The following is a 20,830-nucleotide window of genomic DNA, read 5'->3' as shown; positions in this document are numbered from 1 at the left end:
CGATCAGGCCACGTCCGACCGCGACAACGGGCCAGGGTGCGTCACGCCGCCCCGGCCGTCGTACGCACTACCCTTCCCGCATGGCGAAGAAGCTCGTGATCAAGGTGACCGCCGGGGCCGATGCTCCCGAGCGCTGCTCGCAGGCGTTCACCGTGGCGGCGGTGGCCGTGGCCAGCGGGGTGGACGTGTCCCTGTGGCTGACCGGGGAGTCGGCGTGGTTCGCGCTGCCGGGCCGGGCCGCCGAGTTCGAACTGCCGCACGCGGCGCCGCTGCCCGACCTGCTGGAGTCGATCCTCGCGGGCGGGCGGCTCACCCTGTGCACGCAGTGCGCGGCCCGGCGGGACATCACGGAGAAGGACGTCATCGAGGGCGTACGGATCGCGGGGGCGCAGGTGTTCGTGCAGGAGGCCCTGGCGGACGGGACGCAGGCGCTCGTCTACTGACCGTCGACCACTGACCGTCCGTCGACCACTGGCCGTCGACCACTGGCCGTCGGCCGAGCGGAGCCGTATCTCGCGGGCCGCGGCCTGTCACAGGTGCTCGACAATTCAAGGAAGGCCTTACCCGGCGCGGTTAATGTCGGGCTCGACGGTCATCCGTTCGTCGACACCCACTGCCGCTCCTGGGGGAACCACCGTATGCGCGCCCTGCGAATACTTCTGATCACCGCCGTGATTCTCGGCGGGCTCTTCGTCGCCGCCGACCGGCTGGCGGTCCACTTCGCGGAAGGTGAGGTGGCGGACCGGTTGCAGTCACGGGAAGGGCTGACGACGACACCGAGCGTCGACATCAAGGGGTTCCCGTTCCTGACCCAGGTGGCCGGCGGTGAACTCGACGACGTGCAGGTCGGCATGAAGGAGTACGACGCGGACACCGGCACCAGCGGCGGCAAGATCCGCATCGACGACCTGAACGCCGCCATGAAGGGCGTCGCGTTCTCCGGCGACTACAGCTCCGCCACCGCCTCCTCCGCCGCCGGCAGCGCGGCCGTCACCTACGACCAGCTGCTCAAGGCCGCCAAGTCGCAGGAGACCCGGCTGCCGTTCGGCATCACCGCGAAGGTCGTCGGGCTCTCCGACGGCGGCAACGGCAAGATCAAGGTCGACATCAAGGTGAGCGCCCTGGAGAAGCCCGTCTCCGTGCTGAGCACCGTGAGCGTGGTCGACGGCGACACCGTGCGGGTGCACGCCGACTCGATCCCCAGCTTCGGCAACATCACCCTCGCCGACTCCGACTTCCGTTCCATCGCCGACTTCGACCAGAAGATCGAGGGCCTGCCGGGCGGCATCAAGCTCGACAAGGTGCAGGCGGGTGCGAACGCTGTGGAGATCGCGGTGAAGGGTTCGAACGTCAGGCTCGCCGGGTAGGACGAGCGTCGGACCGGACCCCGGGCGCGCCCGAGCAGGCACGCCGAGGCGTCCGACAGGCGAGACGGTGACGTCCGCACCGTAGATGTGATGACGACTACATCCGCCCGGGAACCGTGGGAACACGGCCCGGGCGGGCCTTTGATCCCACATCCCGGACGATCGCATCTCACCATGCGACACACCGGTGACATGCCGGTATGTCCGTCCCTACGATCGAGGCCATGAAGCGACAGGCGGATCTCACGAAGCGGCGGGCAGTAGACCTGTGCCGTGTCGCCGCCATGCTCTGTCGCCCCTTCTGAGCGGACGGCATCGACCTCCGCATCCCCTTGCCCTGACGCCCAGGGCATCCGTGCGCCCCGCGCACCCTTCCGCACGCCCCGCCGCAACTGCCCCGGAGGAGAAAGAGCATGAGCCGCAGCGACGTCCTGGTCGACGCCGACTGGGTCGAGGCCAACCTCGACAACGCCGACATCGCGATCGTGGAGGTGGACGAAGACACGTCCGCCTACGAGAAGAACCACATCCGCAACGCGATCCGCATCGACTGGACCAAGGACCTTCAGGACCCGGTCCGCCGTGACTTCGTCGACCAGGAGGGCTTCGAGAAGCTCCTCTCGGCGAAGGGCATCGCCAACGACACCCTGGTGATCCTCTACGGCGGCAACAACAACTGGTTCGCGTCCTACGCCTACTGGTACTTCAAGCTCTACGGCCACGAGAACGTCAAGCTCCTCGACGGCGGCCGCAAGAAGTGGGAGCTGGACGCCCGCGAGCTGGTCGAAGAGGTGCCCGAGCGCCCCACGACCGACTACAAGGCCAAGCCGCAGAACACGGCCATCCGCGCCTTCCGTGACGACGTGGTGGCGGCCATCGGTTCGCAGAACCTGGTCGACGTGCGCTCCCCCGACGAGTTCTCCGGCAAGCTGCTCGCCCCCGCGCACCTGCCGCAGGAGCAGTCGCAGCGTCCGGGTCACGTCCCGTCCGCGCGCAACATCCCGTGGTCGAAGAACGCCAACGACGACGGCACCTTCAAGTCGGACGAGGAGCTCAAGGAGCTCTACGCCGAGGAGCAGGTCGACCTCGCCAAGGACACCATCGCGTACTGCCGTATCGGTGAGCGCTCGGCCCTGACCTGGTTCGTGCTGCACGAGCTGCTCGGTGTCGAGAACGTCAAGAACTACGACGGCTCCTGGACCGAGTACGGCTCCCTGGTCGGCGTTCCGATCGAGCTCGGCGCCAACAAGTAAGACCCACCCGCAAATCCCGACCGGCCTTCCTTCCGGTCAGACCCTTCTGAATCTGGAGAAAGACATGTGTGGAGCGAAGGCCGGCGGCCCCGACGCCTCGACGATCAAGCCCGGTGAGACCACGATCCAGGGTCAGGTGACGCGTGACGGCGAGCCTGTGGTGGGTTACGTCCGCCTCCTGGACTCGACCGGCGAGTTCACGGCGGAGGTGCCGACCTCCGCGACGGGCCAGTTCCGCTTCTACGCGGCCGAGGGCACCTGGACCGTCCGCGCCCTGGTTCCGGGCGGCACCGCGGACCGTACGGTCGTCGCCCAGCAGGGCGGCCTGGCCGAGGTCGCGATCGCGGTCTGACGCTTGAGCGCAGTCGAAGGGCCGCACCCCCGGGGTGCGGCCCTTCGGCCTGTACGGCCCTTTCGGCCCGTGCGGGCCTACGCTGGAGGCATGTTGGCGCGACGACGGCATGTCTACTTCGGCATGATGGGCACGTGCATCGGCCTGTTCGTCCTGGCCTGGGGAGTCGTGCGGCTCTGGTCGGTCCCGGTGGCCGTGGGGATGTGCGTGGTGGCCATGGTGATCCCGCCGCTCGCCGCGATGGTCGCCAACCGGCGCGGCCCCGACGACCGCTGGTGGGACGACCCCTCCGGCGACCCCAAGTCCGACGAGTGGTGGGACGAACTGGACGGGAAGAAGCGGCGCCAGTAGGAAGCGGGCATGTCTTCTTCCGTGAGCAGCAGGGAGCCCGCCCCGTCGTCCGCGCGGCTGTCCACCGTCGTCCTCGACGCCCGGGACGCCCATGAGCTGGCCGCCTTCTACCAGCGCCTGCTCGGGTACGTGGTGCGCGCCGAGGAGCCGCACTGGGTGCTCATCGGCCCGCCGCCGGGCACCGCGGGCACGTCCCTCGCCTTCGAGACCGAGCCCGACTACGTCCCGCCGGTCTGGCCCACCCGCAGTCCCGGCGACCAGCAGATGATGCTGCACCTGGACATCGAGGTGGACGACCTGGAGGCGGAGGTCGCCCGGGCCGTGGCGCAGGGGGCACGGCTCGCGGACCACCAGCCGCAGGACGACGTACGGGTGCTGTACGACCCGTCCGGGCACCCCTTCTGCCTCTGGACCGGGACGCCTAGCTGATCGCGCGGCCCAGGACGTACACCGCCGGGGCCGCCGCCGCCAGGGGCAGCGCCACACCCGCGGTGAAGTGCACGAAGCGGGACGGGTAGTCGTAGCTCGCGACCCGGTGGCCGATCAGCGCGCACACCGCCGCGCCCGCGCCGAGCAGCGCGCCCTTGGCGCCGAGGCCCGTCATCCCGCCGACCGCGATGCCCGCGCCCGCCGCGGCGAGCAGCGAGACGACCACCGAGGCGGGGGTCGGCAGGGGCAGCGCCCGGGCCAGGACGGCCACGGCCACCGCGACCGCGCCCACCGACACCGCGTCCGGGTCGGCCGCCAGGTAGCCGGTGGCCACGATCGCCAGCGCCGCCGAGGCGACGGTCGCCATCAGGCCGTACATCCGCTCGTCCGGGTCGGCGTGCGAGCGGAGCTGCATCACCAGGCTGAGCAGGACCCACACGCCGAGGGTGCCGAGGATCGCGGCGGGGCCGTTGGACCGGCCCGCCACGAGCAGCGCCGCGTCCGCGACCAGCGCGCCGAGGAAGGCCAGCGCGATGCCCTGCCGGGCGGGCCACATGCCGTTCAGCCGGAACCAGCCGGCCGCGGTCACGGCCTGGAGGGCGACGAGGGGCACGAGAAGGGCGTACGACCCGACGGCCGCCGTACCGGACAGCAGCAGGCCGAGGAGCGCGGTGAGCGCGGCCGGCTGGATGCCGGGCTCGATGATCGGGGACCGCCCTTCGAGCCGGGCCCGCTGGGCGTCGGTGACGCGGGCGTTCCCGGCGAGGGTGGCGGGGCCGTAGCCGGAGGGCGGGGCGGAGGGGCCGGAAGCGGGGAGCGGCTGGGCGGCACCGGCCCCCATCGGCGCGGAGCCATGACCGGCGGAGCCGGAAGCCGCCGCGGAACCGTACGCGGCCGGGGTCGAACCCACCGCGGGACCGTACCCACCGGAGCCGGGAGCCGCCTGCGCGGGACCGTACCCACCGGAGCCGGGTGCCGCCTGCGCGGAGTCGTACGCGCCGGGTGCCTGGGCGGAGCCGTACGCGCCGTAACCCTGCGCATCGCCCTCGTACCCCTGCTGCGGCAGATACGCCGTCTCCGGGGCGGGCTGGGCCGGGGTGTGGAGCTGGGTGTCCCAGGTCTGGCCCTGCCACTGCTGGGTGTGCTGCTGGGCGGACTGCGGGTCCTCATGGCCCTGGTCCGCGTGGGCGGGCCAGCCCTGCTGCGGATACGGCTCGTAGCCCTCGTACGGCCGATTCGGCTGGTTCGGCTGGTTCGGCTGGTTCGTCATCGTGATCCTCCTGCGAACGGCGGGAGCACCTCGACCGTGCCGCCGTCGGCCAGCCGTACCGTCTCATGTCCGCGGGTGCCCACGGGGTCACCGTCGACGAGGAACGAGCATCGCCGCAGGACGCGCACGAGTTCACCGGGGTGTCGCTCACGCGCCGCGTCCAGCGCCTCGGCGAGCGTGGCCGCGTCGAACGGCTCCTCGGCGATCCCGGCCGCGGCCTTCGCGGCGGCCCAGTAGCGCACCGTGACCTTTGGCATCCGCTTCCTCAATCGAATCGGTGATGTACGCGCCCCAGGCTAGCCGCCCGCTGTGACAGCCCAGTCCCCGATCCGGTCCAGCAGCTCGTCGCCGACCGCGTGCTCGGCGTGGCCCATGGGCTCGATCCACAGCTCACCGTGGTCGCCGGCGGCCGCCGCGAGCATCCGCGGGTGGTCGAGGGGGAAGTAGCCGTCGCGGTCGCCGTGCACGATGAGGAGGGGGGCCGGGGCGATCTTCGGGACCGCCTCCACCGGGGAGAGCGGGACCGGGTCCCAGTCCCGGTGGTGGATGCGGGTGCGGAAGCCGTAGCGGCCCACCAGGCGTCCGGCGGGGCGGGTCACCAGCCAGTGGAGCCTGCGCATGGGGGCCGTACCGCGGTAGTACCAGCGGGCCGGGGCGCTGACCGAGACCACGACGTCCGTGCGGGCGGCGCTCTCCGGCCCGTACAGCGCCGCGTGCCGCAGCACCACCGAGCCGCCCATGGAGAAGCCGACGGTCGCCACGCGCGTGTGGCCGAGTCCACGGGCCCACTCCACCGCGGCGGCCAGGTCCAGCACCTCGCGGTCGCCGACCGTCGAGCGCCCGCCGGAGGCGCCGTGGCCGCGGAAGGAGAAGGTGACGACGGCGCCGTACCGCGTGAGGGCCTTCACCACCCGGCGAACATGAGGACGATCCACATCGCCGGTGAAACCGTGCGCGACGACGAACACCAGGTCACGGGAGGGTGGCCGGGAGGAGTCGTATACGAACGAGGGCGGATCGTATACGGAATCGATCGTCACGCCGTCGACGGTGTGCAGAAACGTCCGTATAGGTGCGTGTCTGCGCGTCTCAGAGTGCGGACGAGCCGTGGAACGTGCCACACGACCTGCCGGATCCATGCTCATGTGGGCTATTCTCCTGGGAAGAGGACTCGGGCGACGCAGCCCCCGGGTCCTTTTGTGCTTTCGGATACGCCTGTATACGAAAGCAACGACCTCGCCGGGACCGAGGAGGAACCAGACGTATGAGTTCTCTGCTGCTCCTGACCAACGCCCTCCAGCCGTCGACGGAGGTGCTGCCGGCCCTCGGCCTGCTCCTGCACAACGTGCGCGTGGCACCCGCGGAGGGCCCCGCGCTCGTCGACACCCCCGGTGCCGACGTCATCCTCATCGACGGACGCCGTGACCTGCCCCAGGTGCGCAGCCTGTGCCAGCTGCTGCGCTCCACCGGGCCGGGCTGTCCGCTCATCCTCGTCGTGACCGAGGGCGGCCTCGCCGCCGTCACCGCCGACTGGGGCATCGACGACGTGCTCCTCGACACCGCCGGACCGGCGGAGGTCGAGGCGCGGCTGCGGCTCGCCATGGGCCGCCAGCAGATCGTCAACGACGACTCCCCCATGGAGATCCGCAACGGCGACCTCTCCGTCGACGAGGCCACCTACTCCGCGAAGCTCAAGGGCCGGGTCCTCGACCTCACCTTCAAGGAGTTCGAGCTCCTGAAGTACCTCGCCCAGCACCCGGGCCGCGTCTTCACGCGCGCGCAGCTGCTCCAGGAGGTCTGGGGCTACGACTACTTCGGCGGCACCCGAACGGTCGACGTGCACGTACGACGCCTGCGCGCCAAGCTCGGACCCGAGCACGAGTCGCTGATCGGGACCGTCCGGAACGTCGGTTATCGATTCGTTACGCCCGAGAAGGGCGACCGGATCACCGACGAGGCGAAGGCCAAGGCGGAGCAGGCAAAGGCGGAGGAAATGGACGAGAGCCCCGCCCTCGAAGACGTAGAGGCGTAGAGGGCCCCGCGCATGGGCACGGCTTCCGCACCGACGCACGCCCGCGAGCCCCTTCGCGGGGGTACGGAGGCCGCCTTCACGCCCTGCCCAGAGCGGGTCCATCCGCGTAGACTCCGCGCGTGGCCAAGGTAACCAGGGATGACGTGGCAAGACTCGCGGGGACGTCCACCGCGGTGGTCAGCTACGTCATCAACAACGGACCCCGGCCGGTTGCCCCGGCCACGCGCGAGCGTGTCCTCGCCGCGATCAAGGAGCTGGGGTACCGGCCCGACCGGGTCGCCCAGGCGATGGCGTCCCGGCGCACCGACCTCATAGGCCTGATCGTGCCGGACGCGCGCCAGCCGTTCTTCGCGGAGATGGCGCACGCGGTGGAACAGGCCGCGTCCGAGCGCGGAAAGATGGTCCTGGTCGGCAACTCCGACTACATCGGCGAGCGCGAGGTCCACTACCTGCGCGCGTTCCTCGGGATGCGGGTCTCCGGGCTGATCCTGGTCTCACACGCGCTGAACGACAACGCGGCCGCCGAGATAGACGCCTGGGACGCCCGGGTCGTGCTGCTGCACGAGCGGCCCGAGGCCATCGACGACGTCGCCGTCGTCCTCGACGACGTCAACGGCGCCAAGACCGCCGTCGAACACCTGCTGGGCCACGGCTACCCCTATGTCGCCTGTATGGGCGGCACCGCCGACACCCCCTCCGTCGGCGACCCGGTCTCCGACCACGTCGAGGGCTGGCGGCAGGCCATGCAGGAGGCCGGGCTGCCCACCGAGGGACGGCTCTTCGAGGCGCCGTACAACCGCTACGACGCCTACAAGGTGGGTCTGGAGATCCTCGCCGGGCCGCAGCGCCCGCCCGCGATCTTCTGCTCCACCGACGACCAGGCGATCGGCCTGCTGCGGGCCGCGCGCGAGCTGCGCATCGACGTGCCGGGCGAGCTCGGGGTCATCGGGTTCGACGACATCAAGGAGGCCGCGCTCGCCGATCCGCCGATGACGACCATCGCCTCGGACCGCTCGGCGATGGCCCGGGCAGCGGTGGACCTCGTCCTCGACGACGGGCTGCGGGTGGCCGGCTCCCGTCGCGAGCGGGTCAAGGTGTTCCCCTCCCGTCTGGTCGTACGGCGGTCCTGCGGCTGCGGGTGAGGTATCTGAAGACCGTCTGAGAACGCCTGGCCGGAGGGCCAGCAGCGGCCTTATATCGGGCATACGAGGTTCTGCCGGGCTTCTCAGGGAGCACTCAGCAAGCTCTCATGGTCGCGGGACAAGCTTTTTGACATGACCGAGAGCTTCCGCCGCGACGGCGAGTACGAGCAGTACGACAACCCCCACCAGGGCGCCCAGCAGCAGCACGCTTCGTCGCCCGTGAACCCGGAGTGGCCGCCCCCGCCGGCCCAGCCGCCCGCCCAGCACACCACGCCGATTCAGCAGCCGGCCGCGGAGCCGGCCCCCGGGTGGCCCGGACAGCAGCAGGCCCCGGCCCAGCCGGCCGCCTTCGCCGCCCCGGGCGAGGGTGCGTACGGCGGCGGTGACGGCAACGGCGGCGGAACCGCTCTTCTCACCGCACCCCCCGCCGGGCCCGCCCCGACGCCCAAGCGGCGCTCCCGCGGCCCCATCGCCCTCCTCGCCGCCGTGGCCATCGTCGCCGCGGTGATAGGAGGCGGCACCGCCTACGGCATCCAGGAGCTGACCGGCAACGACACGGTCACCTCCAGCAGCACCAGCACCAGCGTGGTGCCGTCCTCCGCCAAGGGCACGGTCGCCGGGGTCGCCAAGGCGGTCAGCCCGAGCATCGTCGAGATCAACGCCACCTCGAACTCCGGTGAGTCCACCGGCTCCGGCGTGATCATCACCAGCGACGGCGAGATCATCACCAACAACCACGTCGTCGCCGGCGCCTCCACCATCAAGGTGAGCACCAACAACGGCAAGACCTACACCGCGAAGGTCGTCGGCACCGACCCCAAGAAGGACCTCGCCCTCATCAAGCTGGAGAACGCCTCCGGTCTGTCCGTTGCCACCCTCGGCAACTCCGACGGCGTCCAGGTCGGCGACCAGGTCGTGGCGATCGGCTCCCCCGAGGGCCTGACCGGCACCGTGACCAGCGGCATCGTCTCCGCCCTCAACCGGGACGTCACCGTCTCCACGGAGGAGGGCCAGCAGCAGAACCAGGGCGGCCAGTTCGGCGGCGGCAACGGCCAGTGGCCGTTCGAGTTCGGCGGCCAGCAGTTCAACGGCGACACCGGCTCCTCGACGACGACGTACAAGGCGATCCAGACCGACGCCTCGCTGAACCCCGGCAACTCCGGCGGCGCGCTGATCGACATGAACGGCAACATCATCGGCATCAACTCGGCGATGTACTCGTCCAGTTCGGATTCCTCGCAGGCCGGCAGCCAGGGTCTCGGGTTCTCCATCCCGATCAACACCGTCAAGTCCGACCTGGCCACGCTGCGGGCCGGCGGCACCAGCAACTGAACCTCCTCCACCCGGTAGGGAGCACGTCATGATCCAGCAGGTCTCGCACACGGTGTCCGGCGCCGACCCGGCCGGGTTCGCCCTGGCCCTCGACGTGGCGTACGCACTGCACCCGCCGGTGCCGCGGGCGCCCGAGGTGGCGGCCACGACGACCGCCACGGCGGTGGCCCGCCGCGGGGCGAACGCCGGCCGCGCCCGCCGCCGCGGCGCCACCCGCTGACCCCGTGCCCTTGTCGCACCGGGCGGGAACCGTGCGAGGCTGAAAGCGTTCACCCGCCGGCTCCCCGCCGTCCCCACCGCACCCGAGGAATCCGAAGCCATGAGCCCCGCCGAAGGCGACCGTGACCCCCAGCGCATCCTGATCGTCGACGACGAGCCGGCGGTACGCGAAGCACTCCAGCGCAGCCTCGCCTTCGAGGGCTACGACACCCAGGTGGCCGTGGACGGGGCCGACGCCCTCGACAAGGCCACCGCGTACCGGCCCGACCTGGTCGTCCTCGACATCCAGATGCCGCGCATGGACGGGCTCACGGCCGCCCGGCGCATCCGCGGCGCGGGCGACACGACTCCCATCCTGATGCTGACGGCCCGCGACACGGTCGGAGACCGGGTGACCGGGCTCGACGCGGGCGCCGACGACTACCTGGTCAAGCCGTTCGAACTGGACGAGCTGTTCGCCCGGGTCCGGGCGCTGCTGCGGCGGTCCTCCTACGCGGCGGCGGCCGGGGCCGCTTCCGCCGAGGACGACGAGGCGCTCACCTTCGCGGACCTGCGCATGGATCTGGCGACGCGGGAGGTCACCCGGGCGGGACGGCCGGTGGAACTGACCCGCACGGAGTTCACGCTCCTGGAGATGTTCATGGCCCACCCGCGGCAGGTCCTGACGCGGGAGCAGATCCTGAAGGCGGTCTGGGGCTTCGACTTCGAGCCGTCGTCGAACTCGCTGGACGTGTACGTGATGTACCTGCGCCGCAAGACGGAGGCGGGCGGCGAGCCGCGTCTCGTGCACACGGTGCGGGGCGTGGGGTACGTGCTGCGACAGGGCGGCGCGGAGTGAACCCGGTCCTACGGCGGTACCGGTCCCTCCCGATCCGCTCCCGCCTGGCGCTCCTGGTGGCGGCGGCGGTGGCGTTCGCGGTGGCGGCGGTGTCGGTGACGTGCTGGTTCATCGTGCAGGGGAAGCTGTACGACCAGGTCGACGGCGACCTCACCAAGGCGTCGATGAGAATGCCGGGCCAGCTCCAGGACGCCCTCGACAACTGCACGGAGACTCCTTACGGCAACGGGGTCTTCCGCAACTACTCCCAGCTGGTGCAGGAGGACGGAACCGTCTGCATCCTCCAGGACTCCGTCGCGGCGGTGAAGGTCACCAAGCAGGACAGGGACGAGATCCAGCGGGCGGACACCCGCAAGATCTACTTCCGCAACGGAACGACCGGTGACGGAACCGACGTCCGGATCCTCACCAGGCCGCTGGGCGCCACCGCCACTCCCGCGGGCGAAGCCGGCCCCAAGGTGGGACTCGTCGTAGCCGTCTCTCTGAAGAGCACGCAGGACACCCTCAACGACCTCGCCCTCATCCTCCTCCTCGTCTCCGGCGTAGGCGTCCTCGGTGCCGGTGCCGCCGGGCTCGCCGTGGCCCGGGCAGGTCTCCGGCCCGTGGACAAGCTCACCGAGGCCGTGGAGCACGTGGCCCGTACGGAAGACCTGAGCATCCGCATCCCCGTCGACGAGGACGCCGAGGACGAGGTCGCCCGGCTGTCCCGTTCCTTCAACTCGATGACCTCCTCCCTCGCCAGCTCCCGCGATCTTCAGCAGCAGCTGATCGCCGACGCCGGTCACGAGTTGCGCACCCCCCTCACTTCCCTGCGCACCAACATCGAGCTGCTCACCCGCAGCGAGGAGACCGGCCGCCCCCTCCCCGAGGCGGACCGCAAGGCGCTGCTCGCCTCGGTGAAGGCGCAGATGACCGAACTGGCCTCCCTGATCGGCGACTTGCAGGAACTGTCCCGCTCGGAGGGCCAGCGCGGCGAACGCGTGCAGGTGGTGTCCCTGGAGGACACCGTCGAGGCGGCCCTGCGCAGGGCACGTCTGCGCGGACCCGAACTGACCATCGCCGCCTCGCTGGAGCCCTGGTACACCCGGGCCGAGCCGGCCGCGCTGGAACGGGCCGTCGTCAACATCCTGGACAACGCGGTGAAGTTCAGCCCCGAGGGCGGCACCATCGAGGTCCGCCTGGACGGGGGCGTGCTGACGGTCCGCGACCACGGCCCCGGTATCCCCGCCGAGGAACTCCCGCACGTCTTCGACCGCTTCTGGCGCTCCCCGTCGGCCCGCGCCCTGCCCGGCTCGGGTCTCGGCCTGTCCATCGTGGCCCGCACGATCGAGCAGTCCGGCGGCCAAGTGACCCTGGACCACGCGGACGGCGGCGGCACCGTCGCGACCGTACGACTCCCCGGGGCCCCGACCCCTCCGCCGGAGACACCGGAGACACCGGAGACGTTGGATCCGCGGACCCCGTGAGGTCGTACGCCGTGCTTACCCCATCCGGGCCAGGTGGGACGTCAGGAGGTGGGAGTCGAGGAGGGCTACGTCGGCCGTACGGTCCGCGCGGGCGTAGCCGGCCAGCATCCGCTTGGTCAGGACCAGGGCCTCGCGCGAGCGCCGCAGCAGCGGTCTCGTCCATCTCTCGACGACCTGGTCCAGCTCGTCGAGGGGAGCTGTCTTGTGGAGGACGCCGAGGCGGTGGGCGGTGGCCGCGTCGAACGGGTCGCTGGTGAGCATGAGTTCACGGATCCTCGCGACCCCGGCTTCGGAGATGAGGCGCCCCATGGCGCCTCCCCAGGCGGGCGGCAGGCCCACTCCGACCTCCGGCATGCGGAACCGGCAGGTGTCGGCGCCCGCCCGCAGATCGCAGTGCGCGGCGAGCGCGAGACCGGCGCCGAGGACACCGCCGTGCAGCCGTCCGATCGTGATGGCGTCGGTGTTCTCCAGGGCCTGGCACAGGCGGTGGGCCTTGTCGCCGATGCGCCGCAGGGTGACTCCCGTGGGGTCCGCGGCGAGGGCGGCCGCGTACTCGCCGCGGTCGGCTCCCGTGCAGAAGTCCTCGCCCCGCGACGACAGGACGAGCACGCGGACGTCGGGCCGCAGGTTGTCGAGCAGGTCGGTGAGGGCGTCCACGACGGCGATGCTCAGGGTGTCGTCGCGCCGGGAGGGGTTGAGCTGCACGTGGAGCACGGATCCGTCCTGGTCGACGGATATGACGTCGTGCGCGGTCGTGAGTGCTTGGTTCTTCATGCGAGGTCGACATCCAGGTTCAGCAGCCGCCGGAACGCCACTCGGGGCGCCCGGGTCGGGGGGCGCACGAGGGTGAGGCGGGGCAGGCGGCGGACGAGTTGGCGGAGCAGGGTGTTGGCTTCCAGCCGGGCCAGTGGTGCGCCCAGGCAGTAGTGGATGCCTCCGCTGAAGGCGAGGTGCGCGGGCCTGCGGTGGGGGTCGAACTCCTCGGGGCGAGGGTGTTTGCCCGGGTCCCGGTGGGCCGCTCCCACCATGAGGTGGACCATCTCGTCCGTGCGGATCTGGACGCCGTTGAGGACGCAGTCCGCCGCGGACACCCGGCTGATGACGTGGGTGGGAGGGTCGTAGCGCAGGGTCTCCTCGACGAAGGCGGGCACGAGTTCGTCGGGGTCGGCGGTGACCAGGTCCCAGCGGCGCGGGTTCTCGACGAGCAGCAGTGTCGTCGTGGACAGCAGCGTGGAGGTGGTCTCCAGGGCCGCCAGCAGGACGAACAGGGCCAGGTAGTAGACCTGTTCGTCGGCCTTGTCCTGGTCGGGTTCGAGTAAGTCCCATGTCCTGATCCACTCGGACACGGGGTCCTCACGCAAGCGTGTACGACGGTCGCGTACCAGTTCGAGGAAATATTCACGCAGCTCGGCCATGGCCACGTCGGAGCGGACCAGCTGGCTGGCGGTGGGGAGCAGTTCCTGGGTGAAGACCTGTTCGTGGGTCAGGTCCCGGAGGCGTGGCCAGTCTGCGGCCGGCAGGTCGAGCCAGCGGCCGACGGTGGCGATCGGGAGTTCCTCGCTGACCAGCGCCGCGAAGTCCGCCTCTCCGTCGCGCAGCCGGTCGACCAGCGCGTCGAGGAGTCGGTCGGTGTCCTCGGTGACGGTGCTGCTCAGCTGCTCGATGGTCCCGCGGTCGAAGGAGCCGGCCGCCCGGCGGACCCGGGTGTGGTCCGGGGGGTTGAGAGCGGGCAGCGTGCTGCTGATCTCACGGGCTGAGGGAGCGTTCCAGCGGGTACGGGGTCCTTGCCGTTCCCGCCAGGGTTTGTCGGGCTCGAGCCAGGCACTGCTGCGCAGTATCTGGTCGCACAGTTCGTAGCTGGTCACGAGATAGCCGCCCCAGGGCGCGGGAATGACCGCGCCCTGACTGCGGAGTTCCTGGTAGATGGGGAAGGGATTGTCCTGGCCTCGTTCCGTCCGCAGACGGGAGATGAGGGACACTGCGGCCCGGCGGTCGAACGACGGAGTCGTGACGCTTCCCACGATGACGGCCCCTTTCTAGGCACAGCCGCCATACGTACCCGCCAGATGATTGAAGCATCCAATAACACAGTGTTCTTAAAGCGTTACTTACGTCACTCGCCCCTCGTCCAGGCCAGGAAGCGGCTGAACAGGCCCTTGGCGGGGGCGGCGTGAGCCGGCCGGGAGGCGGTGGGTGCGGTGGGCGACGCCACCGGGCGGACGGTCTCCGTGGCCTTGGGAGCGGCAGGAGCGGCCGCCGGCGCCAGAGGGGGAGTGAACCGGATCGGTACCGTCACCAGCGAACGGCTCCAGGGGCCTTCGCTCCAGGCGAGGGACTTGAACGCGATGCGGGTCTCGACGTCGTGCAGCCGGTTGAGCAGGGCCTCCACGGCGCTGATGACGATCATGACGGCCGGGTCCTTGGCCGGGCAGGCGTGCGGCCCGGCTCCGAACGCCAGATGCGCCTTGGAGCTGAGCTGCTCGCGGTGCACGGCCAGTTGGGGGTCGTTGTTGGCCGCCGCGAAGCTGATGAGAACCGGGTCACCGGCTCGCAGCGTCCTGCCGTCGACCTCGACGTCGTGGGTGGGGTAGTGGGCCGCGTAGTTGGCGATCGGCGGGTACTTCCACAGCGTCTGGGCCACCGCGTCCTCGACCGAGAGCCCTTCGGCCCAGTCCTCGCTGAGGTACAGGGCGGTGGCGGTGCCGATGGCGGCCGTCAGCGGCGCGGTGCCGCCGGAGAGCAGCGTGACGAGCTGGTGGAGCACCTCCTCGTCCGTGAGCTGAGCGGGGTGCACCATCAGACGTGTCGTCAGGTCCGCTCCGGGGCTGCGGCGCTTGAGCCCGATCAGCTCCATCAGAGCCCCGCCGAGCGTCTCGTCGGCACCGGGGGTGCCCTCGAAGATGCCGCTGATCCCCGCGATCACGCGGTCGCCGATCTCCGCCGGGCAGCCGAACAGTTCGCTGAAGACGAGCAGCGGCAGCGGACCGGCGTAGTCCGTCATCAGATCGGCCTGCCCGCGGGCGCCGAAGCTGCTGATCAGATAGCCGGCCGACTGCTGCACCTGCCGGACCAGCTGGAGTTCGTCGACGGTGGCCAGACTCTCGGTGACGGCCTGGCGCAGCCGGGCGTGGCGCGCGCCGTCCGCGAAGAGCGCGTTGGGCCGGTAGCCCATCATGGGCAGGGCCGGGCTGTCCGCGGGGACCCGGCCCTCGTTGAGGGCGTTCCAGCGGCGGGAGTCCCGGACGAACGTCGTGGGGTCGTGCAGGATCTTCAGCGCCGTGTCGTAGCTGGTGACCAGCTCGACCTCGACCTCGGGCGCGATGTCCACGGGGGCGATCGGGCCGAGCGAACGCAGGTACTCGTAGGTGCCCTCGATGTCGGAGCCGAACTGCGGGCCGTACAGGGCGACGTTGCCGTGTGCGGGGCAGCCGGGCGGTATCTCCGGGGTGGTGTCGGGGTGGTTCTGCATGCCGTGACTCCTAGACAAGGGTGGACATGAGGTGCTGCACGAGGGTGATGAGTGCCTGGGCCGACGACTGCTGGTCGCGCGCGTCGACGTCGACGACGGGGACCTCCGGAGGCAGATGCAGGGCCTCACGGATCTCGTCGCAGGCGTACATCGGCGTCCCGTCCTTGGTGTTGACGCCGATCGTCATGGGCAGGTCGAATTTCTCGACCAGGTCCAGCACCGGGAACGCCTCGTCAAGGCGGTCGGGGTCGACGAGGATCAGGGCGCCCAGAGCGCCTCTCGACAGCTCCTCCCACATCTCCTTGAAACGCTCCTGACCGGGCGTCCCGAAAAGATAGAGGACCAGCTGCTCGTTGAGGGTGAGCCGCCCGAAGTCCATGGCCACGGTGGTGGTGGTCTTGTCCGGCATGTTCGCGAGGTCGTCGTAGCCCTCGCTGGCCTCGGTGATCTCCTCCTCGGTCTGGAGCGGGACGATCTCGGAGAGGCTGCCGATGTACGTGGTCTTGCCGACCCCGAAGGGGCCCACGACGAGGACCTTGACGGCCGTGGTGACGGTTGGTTCCAGGTACATGTCACGCTCCGAGAGTCTTCTGCAAGCCGTCGACCACGGCTTGGAGCAGTGCGCGGTCGTGCGCCACGGCCCGCGGCATCGGCGGCCGCACGTAGACCAGCCCGACCTCGACCAGGTGCGCGATCAGGATGCGCACGATGCCCAGGGGCAGCTGTGTGCGCCCGGCCACTTCCGCCACGGACAGCAGTCCGTCGGAGACCAGGTCCATGACCCTGCGGGCCTCGGGGGTGAGCGTGCGCGCCGCCGCCGGCGAGTCGTCCAGGGCGGTCACGAGCGCGGTGCGCGAGTACTCGTGGTCCGCGGGCAGGTCCCGGCCGTCGGCGATGACATGGAGAGGAACTAATTCGGACGTCAGTTCCAGCGCAGGTTCTTGATCGTCATGCATGGCCCACCGTCCCTGTCTGCGGTGCCGAGGCGGCGTTCAATGCGGGCACCGCGTCCGCCAGTCGCGAGACGAACGTCTCGATGTCGCAGTCGTGTTCGGCCGACGCCGCCAGGTAGGCGCCCTCGCCGGCCGCGATCAGGAAGACCCAGCCGTGCTCGAACTCCACGAGCGTCTGGCGCCACGTGTCCTGGAGCCCGCCGGCGAACTGTGCCGTGGCCCGGCTGTAGGCCACCAGGCCCGACATGGCGGCGGAGATGATGTCCGCCATGTCCTTGCCGATGCCCGAGGTCGTCCCTCGGGGCAGGCCGTCGGTACCGAGCAGCACGGCGTGGCGCGCTCCCCGCACCCCGGCGACCGCCTTGTCCAGCTCGGCGAGCACGAAGCCCTGACCGCCCGACGTCTCGTCCTCGGCCAGTTGGGCGTCGACCGTCACAGCCCTCGCACCGCTGACCCGGGGTGCGGAGGTGAGCTGGTCGCCCAGCCGGGCGACGAGCCGTTGCATACGGAACGAGATGGCGCCCAGATCGACGTCGGGGGCGGCGGCGGCCGCCAGGTAGGCGCCCTTGCCCGCCTCGGTCACGAAGACCCAGCCGTCCTCGAACTCGACGAGGGTCTGGTTCCACTGCCAGTTCTGCACCGGGCCCGCGAACCGTGCCGTCGCCCGGCTGAGCGACTGCATGCCGGCCATGGCGGCGGAGATCGTCCTGACGGCGGCGCTCGTCAGGCCGTCCGTCGCGCCCTTGGATATGCCGTCCGCGGACAACACGACGGCATGCCGTGCGGCGGGGACGTTGGCCACGATGTCCTCGACCATCCACGACAGATCTGCGGTGGTCATCGGTCCTCAGACCCTTCGAATGACGAAGCCTCATCTTCTCGGCCCAGGAGAGTGCCGCGCTGGAAGCCGGCGAGCCGGGAGCGGCTGGGGCTGACCTCGCGCACCGGCGAGGAGTCGTCCCGACGGCCGGCGTCGCTGACACTCGCGATGGGCGTCTGGCGCTGGCCGCGCTTGGGGAGTCCGTGTGCGGTACGTCCGACGGGCTCGACGGCCTGCGGCTGCCGCGGCTGGCCCTCGTTGCGCCGGATGCTCACCGGCACGTCCTGGGCGGGCGGTGGTATCTCCTCCATGGTCCACAGCTCCTCGGGCAGACGCACCACGGCCCTGACACCGCCGTACCGGGAGACGCCGGTGACATCGACGCCGAAACCGTGCTGACGGGCGAGCAGACCGATCACGGGGAAGCCGAACTTGGGCTGGTTGCCGAGCCCGGAGAGCCGGGGCGGGGTCTCGCCCGACAGCAGTTCCATCGCGGCCTGCCGGTCCTCGTCGCTCATGCTGACGCCCGCGTCGTCGATCACGATGCACATGTTGCTCTGCACCCGCTGGAACGTGACGTCGATCGGCGCGTCGTTCTGCGAGAACGTCGCGGCGTTGTCCAGCAGTTCCGCAACCGTCAGGGCCACCGGCGCGACCGCCGTCGCCTTCAGCGCGACATTGCTGCCCTGCATGATGTCGACCCGCTGGAAGTTGCGGATCTGGCCCTGGGCGCTGCGCACCACGTCGTAGATGCTCGCCGGCTTCGTGCGGCGGCCGAGCGGTCCGCCGCACAGGACCGCGATGCCCTCGGCCTTGCGTGCCATCTGCGCGTTGGCGTGCCGGACTTCGAGGAGGTCCTTCAGGACGGGGTGGTTTCCGTACTCGCGCTGAAGCCGGTCCAGGAGGGTCGTCATCTCCGCGGCCAGGCTCTGGAGGAAGCGGGCCGAGCCCTTCAGAACGCCCTTGGTCCGGTCCTCCGCGACCTGCTCGGCCTCTCGGATGACATCGGCCTGCTCCTGCTGGAACTGCACCAACTTGCTGTTGGCGGCCTCTACTTGATGCCGAGCGGCTTCTTGCGCCTGTGCCACCTCGGCCTCGGCCCGCCGCAGTTTCACCCCGAGGGCTCTGCTACGAAGAGTGAGCGCCACGACCGCAGCAACGGCCAACGCCGCCACCGAAGCCAGGCACCATATGAGTGCCACTTGATTCATGGGAGCCTTTCCCGGCACGGTTGCAGACATCTACGGATCTATCGCGCGATGATCCACAGCGCATTCACCAGGAACAAACGGCTGCTGTCACGGCAAGGAAGCCAACCCCCATATGGCACCCGACCCGAGTGGATCAAGGTCGCGGACGCGGGAATGCTATCACCGCATTACTTCGCGCAGGAGGCCGGAGTGGTGCCGTCCGACGGCTTCAACGCGACCGCTACACAACGCTGTTGGCAGCGGCCGCTCACTTCCGCGCCGGCCTTCCGAGGTCCCCGGCTCGACCTGCTCATACTCCGTCAGACGCGAACGAGCGCTTCGCCTCGGCTTGTTCAGTTCACGAGCGTTGGTGACGGAGAGTAAGACTCACCCCGGCTCGGCGAGGGGACCGGGCTCGTGCCGGTCCCCTCGCCTTCACCTGGTCGACGGAAGGTCTCTACCGAACGACCGTGATCCGGTTGGCCGCCGGCGGGGCGATCGGGCTCGTCGCCGACGAGTTGGCCGTGAGGTAGTCCACCAGCGCGGCCAGGTCGTCGCCGCCGACGAGGTCGTTGGTGCCCTGGCCCAGGGTGGTGAAGCCGTCACCGCCGCCCGCGAGGAAGCTGTTGGTCGCGACCCGGTAGGTGGCCGCCGGGTCGATGGCCGTGCCGTCGAGCCGCACCGAGTCGACGACGATCCGGTCGGCGCCGGCCTTCGTCAGGTCGAGCGTGTAGGTGAGGTTGGCCGACGGCAGCAGGATCTTCGGGGAGGCCGCGTTCGACCCGCTCACCTGCTCCTGGAGCACCTTGATCAGCTGGGCTCCGGTGAAGTCCTGGAGGTTCACGGTGTTGGAGAACGGCTGCACGGTGAAGCCCTCGGCGTAGGTCACCACACCGTCGCCCTCGGTCCCCTTGGCCGCGTAGGTGAGGCCCGCGCGGACCCCGCCCGGGTTCATCAGCGCGAGGTCGGTCCCGGCGTCGAGCTTCCTGCCGTGGGCGAGTTGGGCGTCGGCGATGAGGTCACCCATGGGCGACTCGGTGCCGGTGCTCGGGACGTCGGCGGAGATGTACCCGATCGCACGGTTGCCGATGGGCGCCGCGAGGGTGTTCCACCTGCCGATCAGCTCGGTCATGTCCGGCGCCTTGGGGACGGTCCGGGTGACCACGTGGTTCGCCGACTTCACGGCCGTACGGACGATGTCGCCGGTGAAGCGGTCGTACGTCAGCGTGGTGTCCGTGTAGAGACGGCCGAAGGAGGCGGCCGAGGTGACCATGCGGGGCTTGCCCGACGGGTCGGGGATCGTGCACACGTACGCGGCGTGGGTGTGCCCGGTGACCAGGGCGTCCACGGACGGCGAGATGTTCTTCGCGATGTCCGCGATCGGGCCGGAGATGCCGTCGCCCGAGCCCGGGGAGTCGCAGTTGTAGTTGTAGGAGCCCGAGGCCGGCTGGCCGCCCTCGTGGATGAGGGCCACGATCGACTTCACGCCCTGCTTCTGGAGCACCCGGGCGTACTTGTTGATCGTCTCGACCTCGTCCTTGAACTTCAGGCCCTTGACGCCCTCGGCGGAGACGACACCCGGGGTGTCCTCCAGCGTGACGCCGATGAAGCCGATCTTGACGCCCTTCTTCTTCCACACCCAGTACGGCTTGAGGATCGGCTTGCCGGTCTTCTCGCCGAGCACGTTCGCCGCGAGGTAGGGGAAGTCGGCGCCCTCGAACTTCTTGTCGGTGTAACAGCCGGCGGTGGGGTGACAGCCGCCGTTCTGAAGGCGGGCGAGCTCGACCGCGCCCTCGTCGAACTCGTGGTTGCCGACCGACGTGACGTCCAGGTCGAGCTTGTTCAGCGCCTCGATGGTCGGCTCGTCGTGGAAGAGACCCGAGATGAGGGGCGAGGCGCCGACCATGTCACCACCGGCGGCGGTGACGGAGTACGCGTTCCCCTTGCGCGCCTCCCGCAGATGGGTGGCGAGGTACTCGACACCGCCGGCGTCGATGGTCTTCGTGGTCCCGTCCGCCTGGAGCTCGGTGACCCGGCCGGAGGAACCGGACGGCGGTTCCAGGTTGCCGTGCAGGTCGTTGAAGGACAGCAGCTGGACGTCCTGGTACCGGCTGGGCAGCGGCTTGCCGTGCTTGTTGTCGTGCGCGCCGGCGGGCAGCGCGGCGGCGAGCGCGCCGACGGTGGCGAGACCGGCGGCCGCGGCCACGAGCCGGTACGTGCGTCTGCGGCGCGGTTGCTGCTGGGACTTGGCTGGCATACGCCCCCCTGGGTTCGGGATGTGAGAGTGCCCCCCGTCCGGCGCAGCCTAGGGTCAACGCGCGTAGCGCAACAGAGGTTTCGTGGTTAC

24 protein-coding genes are annotated in these 20,830 nt (G+C 70.3%); 13 read left to right on the top strand and 11 right to left on the bottom strand.

Annotated features, from left to right (window positions below):
• The first annotated feature begins 80 nt into the window (after window positions 1-80).
• The 7 genes from AQJ54_RS35390 to AQJ54_RS35365 all read left to right on the top strand — a co-directional run bounded on the left by AQJ54_RS35390 (window position 81) and on the right by AQJ54_RS35365 (window position 3,752).
• Window positions 81-443: a DsrE family protein gene (locus AQJ54_RS35390; RefSeq protein ID WP_062244544.1), complete on the top strand. Its 363-nt coding sequence runs from the start codon at window positions 81-83 to the stop codon at window positions 441-443.
• Window positions 444-638: 195 nt separating this feature from the next.
• The gene (locus tag AQJ54_RS35385; protein ID WP_062244541.1) at window positions 639-1,367 is read left to right on the top strand and encodes an LmeA family phospholipid-binding protein; all 729 of its coding nucleotides are present in this window, start codon (window positions 639-641) and stop codon (window positions 1,365-1,367) included.
• Between the two features lie 200 nt (window positions 1,368-1,567).
• Complete coding sequence (locus AQJ54_RS47860; protein ID WP_350867772.1) at window positions 1,568-1,672, top strand: Ms5788A family Cys-rich leader peptide; 105 nt, start codon at window positions 1,568-1,570, stop codon at window positions 1,670-1,672.
• Between the two features lie 108 nt (window positions 1,673-1,780).
• A complete protein-coding gene (locus AQJ54_RS35380; protein ID WP_062032739.1) occupies window positions 1,781-2,620 on the top strand; it encodes a sulfurtransferase in 840 nt (279 codons plus the stop codon).
• 64 nt (window positions 2,621-2,684) lie between these two features.
• The gene (locus tag AQJ54_RS35375) at window positions 2,685-2,972 is read left to right on the top strand and encodes a DUF1416 domain-containing protein (RefSeq protein ID WP_007382995.1); all 288 of its coding nucleotides are present in this window, start codon (window positions 2,685-2,687) and stop codon (window positions 2,970-2,972) included.
• 90 nt (window positions 2,973-3,062) lie between these two features.
• Complete coding sequence (locus tag AQJ54_RS35370; RefSeq protein ID WP_062244539.1) at window positions 3,063-3,323, top strand: DUF3099 domain-containing protein; 261 nt, start codon at window positions 3,063-3,065, stop codon at window positions 3,321-3,323.
• A gap of 9 nt (window positions 3,324-3,332) precedes the next feature.
• Window positions 3,333-3,752: a VOC family protein gene (locus AQJ54_RS35365; protein WP_062244536.1), complete on the top strand. Its 420-nt coding sequence runs from the start codon at window positions 3,333-3,335 to the stop codon at window positions 3,750-3,752.
• Here AQJ54_RS35365 and AQJ54_RS35360 read toward each other — a convergent pair.
• Genes AQJ54_RS35360 through AQJ54_RS35350 form a run of 3 tightly spaced genes read right to left on the bottom strand, consistent with a single transcriptional unit; the run spans window position 3,745 to window position 6,167 of the window.
• Window positions 3,745-5,022 (bottom strand): hypothetical protein, encoded by a 1,278-nt coding sequence (locus tag AQJ54_RS35360; RefSeq protein ID WP_062244534.1) that lies wholly within the window; start codon window positions 5,020-5,022, stop codon window positions 3,745-3,747. The genes AQJ54_RS35365 and AQJ54_RS35360 overlap by 8 nt on opposite strands.
• Complete coding sequence (locus tag AQJ54_RS35355) at window positions 5,019-5,279, bottom strand: MoaD/ThiS family protein (protein WP_020140204.1); 261 nt, start codon at window positions 5,277-5,279, stop codon at window positions 5,019-5,021. The genes AQJ54_RS35360 and AQJ54_RS35355 overlap by 4 nt, the downstream gene beginning before the upstream one ends.
• Before the next feature lie 39 nt (window positions 5,280-5,318).
• Window positions 5,319-6,167 (bottom strand): alpha/beta hydrolase, encoded by an 849-nt coding sequence (locus AQJ54_RS35350; protein WP_211278618.1) that lies wholly within the window; start codon window positions 6,165-6,167, stop codon window positions 5,319-5,321.
• A 119-nt stretch (window positions 6,168-6,286) separates the two neighbouring features.
• On the opposite strand from AQJ54_RS35350, the gene AQJ54_RS35345 reads away from it, so the two are divergent.
• From AQJ54_RS35345 to AQJ54_RS35320, 6 genes are all read left to right on the top strand, one after another.
• The gene (locus AQJ54_RS35345) at window positions 6,287-7,054 is read left to right on the top strand and encodes a response regulator transcription factor (protein WP_030318185.1); all 768 of its coding nucleotides are present in this window, start codon (window positions 6,287-6,289) and stop codon (window positions 7,052-7,054) included.
• Between the two features lie 119 nt (window positions 7,055-7,173).
• Complete coding sequence (locus AQJ54_RS35340; protein WP_078851969.1) at window positions 7,174-8,196, top strand: LacI family DNA-binding transcriptional regulator; 1,023 nt, start codon at window positions 7,174-7,176, stop codon at window positions 8,194-8,196.
• 132 nt (window positions 8,197-8,328) lie between these two features.
• A complete protein-coding gene (locus AQJ54_RS35335) occupies window positions 8,329-9,528 on the top strand; it encodes a S1C family serine protease (RefSeq protein ID WP_062244529.1) in 1,200 nt (399 codons plus the stop codon).
• A 28-nt stretch (window positions 9,529-9,556) separates the two neighbouring features.
• The gene (locus AQJ54_RS35330) at window positions 9,557-9,748 is read left to right on the top strand and encodes a hypothetical protein (protein ID WP_062032754.1); all 192 of its coding nucleotides are present in this window, start codon (window positions 9,557-9,559) and stop codon (window positions 9,746-9,748) included.
• 99 nt (window positions 9,749-9,847) lie between these two features.
• Window positions 9,848-10,585 (top strand): response regulator transcription factor, encoded by a 738-nt coding sequence (locus tag AQJ54_RS35325; RefSeq protein ID WP_062032756.1) that lies wholly within the window; start codon window positions 9,848-9,850, stop codon window positions 10,583-10,585.
• A complete protein-coding gene (locus tag AQJ54_RS35320; RefSeq protein ID WP_062244526.1) occupies window positions 10,582-12,051 on the top strand; it encodes a sensor histidine kinase in 1,470 nt (489 codons plus the stop codon). Before AQJ54_RS35325 ends, AQJ54_RS35320 begins: the two co-directional genes overlap by 4 nt.
• A 15-nt stretch (window positions 12,052-12,066) precedes the next feature.
• Here the strand turns inward: AQJ54_RS35320 and AQJ54_RS35315 are convergent, their stop codons facing one another.
• From AQJ54_RS35315 to AQJ54_RS35280, 8 genes are all read right to left on the bottom strand, one after another.
• Window positions 12,067-12,825, bottom strand: coding sequence for an enoyl-CoA hydratase/isomerase family protein (locus AQJ54_RS35315; RefSeq protein ID WP_062244523.1), 759 nt, complete (start codon window positions 12,823-12,825; stop codon window positions 12,067-12,069).
• Window positions 12,822-14,072, bottom strand: a complete 1,251-nt coding sequence (locus tag AQJ54_RS35310; RefSeq protein WP_062244520.1) for a cytochrome P450 — start codon at window positions 14,070-14,072, stop codon at window positions 12,822-12,824. The genes AQJ54_RS35315 and AQJ54_RS35310 overlap by 4 nt, the downstream gene beginning before the upstream one ends.
• A gap of 92 nt (window positions 14,073-14,164) precedes the next feature.
• Window positions 14,165-15,520: a cytochrome P450 family protein gene (locus AQJ54_RS35305; protein ID WP_062244517.1), complete on the bottom strand. Its 1,356-nt coding sequence runs from the start codon at window positions 15,518-15,520 to the stop codon at window positions 14,165-14,167.
• A 10-nt stretch (window positions 15,521-15,530) separates the two neighbouring features.
• Window positions 15,531-16,091, bottom strand: a complete 561-nt coding sequence (locus AQJ54_RS35300) for a GTP-binding protein (RefSeq protein ID WP_030318207.1) — start codon at window positions 16,089-16,091, stop codon at window positions 15,531-15,533.
• Window position 16,092: 1 nt separating this feature from the next.
• Window positions 16,093-16,476, bottom strand: a complete 384-nt coding sequence (locus tag AQJ54_RS35295) for a DUF742 domain-containing protein (RefSeq protein ID WP_062032771.1) — start codon at window positions 16,474-16,476, stop codon at window positions 16,093-16,095.
• Window positions 16,469-17,314: a roadblock/LC7 domain-containing protein gene (locus tag AQJ54_RS35290; protein WP_243659626.1), complete on the bottom strand. Its 846-nt coding sequence runs from the start codon at window positions 17,312-17,314 to the stop codon at window positions 16,469-16,471. Before AQJ54_RS35290 ends, AQJ54_RS35295 begins: the two co-directional genes overlap by 8 nt.
• Entirely contained in the window at window positions 17,311-18,504 is a 1,194-nt protein-coding gene (locus tag AQJ54_RS35285) for an ATP-binding protein (RefSeq protein WP_062032774.1), read from the bottom strand. The genes AQJ54_RS35290 and AQJ54_RS35285 overlap by 4 nt, the downstream gene beginning before the upstream one ends.
• Before the next feature lie 436 nt (window positions 18,505-18,940).
• Window positions 18,941-20,740 (bottom strand): bifunctional metallophosphatase/5'-nucleotidase, encoded by a 1,800-nt coding sequence (locus tag AQJ54_RS35280; RefSeq protein WP_062244514.1) that lies wholly within the window; start codon window positions 20,738-20,740, stop codon window positions 18,941-18,943.
• Window positions 20,741-20,830 lie beyond the last annotated feature (90 nt).

The sequence above is a fragment of the Streptomyces griseorubiginosus genome, from assembly GCF_001514195.1.
Lineage (GTDB): Bacteria > Actinomycetota > Actinomycetes > Streptomycetales > Streptomycetaceae > Streptomyces > Streptomyces griseorubiginosus.
Note: the sequence above shows the minus strand (reverse complement) of the source record. Positions and strands in the feature narration are given on the sequence as shown.

Excerpts from the sequence above, each read along its gene's own strand:
- AQJ54_RS35390 (WP_062244544.1), top strand. The coding sequence starts at position 81 with ATGGCGAAGAAGCTCGTGATCAAGGTGACCGCCGGGGCCGATGCTCCC.
- AQJ54_RS35385 (WP_062244541.1), top strand. The coding sequence starts at position 639 with ATGCGCGCCCTGCGAATACTTCTGATCACCGCCGTGATTCTCGGCGGG.
- AQJ54_RS47860 (WP_350867772.1), top strand. The coding sequence starts at position 1,568 with ATGTCCGTCCCTACGATCGAGGCCATGAAGCGACAGGCGGATCTCACG.
- AQJ54_RS35380 (WP_062032739.1), top strand. The coding sequence starts at position 1,781 with ATGAGCCGCAGCGACGTCCTGGTCGACGCCGACTGGGTCGAGGCCAAC.
- AQJ54_RS35375 (WP_007382995.1), top strand. The coding sequence starts at position 2,685 with ATGTGTGGAGCGAAGGCCGGCGGCCCCGACGCCTCGACGATCAAGCCC.
- AQJ54_RS35370 (WP_062244539.1), top strand. The coding sequence starts at position 3,063 with ATGTTGGCGCGACGACGGCATGTCTACTTCGGCATGATGGGCACGTGC.
- AQJ54_RS35365 (WP_062244536.1), top strand. The coding sequence starts at position 3,333 with ATGTCTTCTTCCGTGAGCAGCAGGGAGCCCGCCCCGTCGTCCGCGCGG.
- AQJ54_RS35360 (WP_062244534.1), bottom strand. The coding sequence starts at position 5,022 with ATGACGAACCAGCCGAACCAGCCGAACCAGCCGAATCGGCCGTACGAG.
- AQJ54_RS35355 (WP_020140204.1), bottom strand. The coding sequence starts at position 5,279 with ATGCCAAAGGTCACGGTGCGCTACTGGGCCGCCGCGAAGGCCGCGGCC.
- AQJ54_RS35350 (WP_211278618.1), bottom strand. The coding sequence starts at position 6,167 with ATGAGCATGGATCCGGCAGGTCGTGTGGCACGTTCCACGGCTCGTCCG.
- AQJ54_RS35345 (WP_030318185.1), top strand. The coding sequence starts at position 6,287 with ATGAGTTCTCTGCTGCTCCTGACCAACGCCCTCCAGCCGTCGACGGAG.
- AQJ54_RS35335 (WP_062244529.1), top strand. The coding sequence starts at position 8,329 with ATGACCGAGAGCTTCCGCCGCGACGGCGAGTACGAGCAGTACGACAAC.
- AQJ54_RS35330 (WP_062032754.1), top strand. The coding sequence starts at position 9,557 with ATGATCCAGCAGGTCTCGCACACGGTGTCCGGCGCCGACCCGGCCGGG.
- AQJ54_RS35325 (WP_062032756.1), top strand. The coding sequence starts at position 9,848 with ATGAGCCCCGCCGAAGGCGACCGTGACCCCCAGCGCATCCTGATCGTC.
- AQJ54_RS35315 (WP_062244523.1), bottom strand. The coding sequence starts at position 12,825 with ATGAAGAACCAAGCACTCACGACCGCGCACGACGTCATATCCGTCGAC.
- AQJ54_RS35305 (WP_062244517.1), bottom strand. The coding sequence starts at position 15,520 with ATGCAGAACCACCCCGACACCACCCCGGAGATACCGCCCGGCTGCCCC.
- AQJ54_RS35300 (WP_030318207.1), bottom strand. The coding sequence starts at position 16,091 with ATGTACCTGGAACCAACCGTCACCACGGCCGTCAAGGTCCTCGTCGTG.
- AQJ54_RS35295 (WP_062032771.1), bottom strand. The coding sequence starts at position 16,476 with ATGCATGACGATCAAGAACCTGCGCTGGAACTGACGTCCGAATTAGTT.
- AQJ54_RS35290 (WP_243659626.1), bottom strand. The coding sequence starts at position 17,314 with ATGACCACCGCAGATCTGTCGTGGATGGTCGAGGACATCGTGGCCAAC.
- AQJ54_RS35285 (WP_062032774.1), bottom strand. The coding sequence starts at position 18,504 with ATGAATCAAGTGGCACTCATATGGTGCCTGGCTTCGGTGGCGGCGTTG.
- AQJ54_RS35280 (WP_062244514.1), bottom strand. The coding sequence starts at position 20,740 with ATGCCAGCCAAGTCCCAGCAGCAACCGCGCCGCAGACGCACGTACCGG.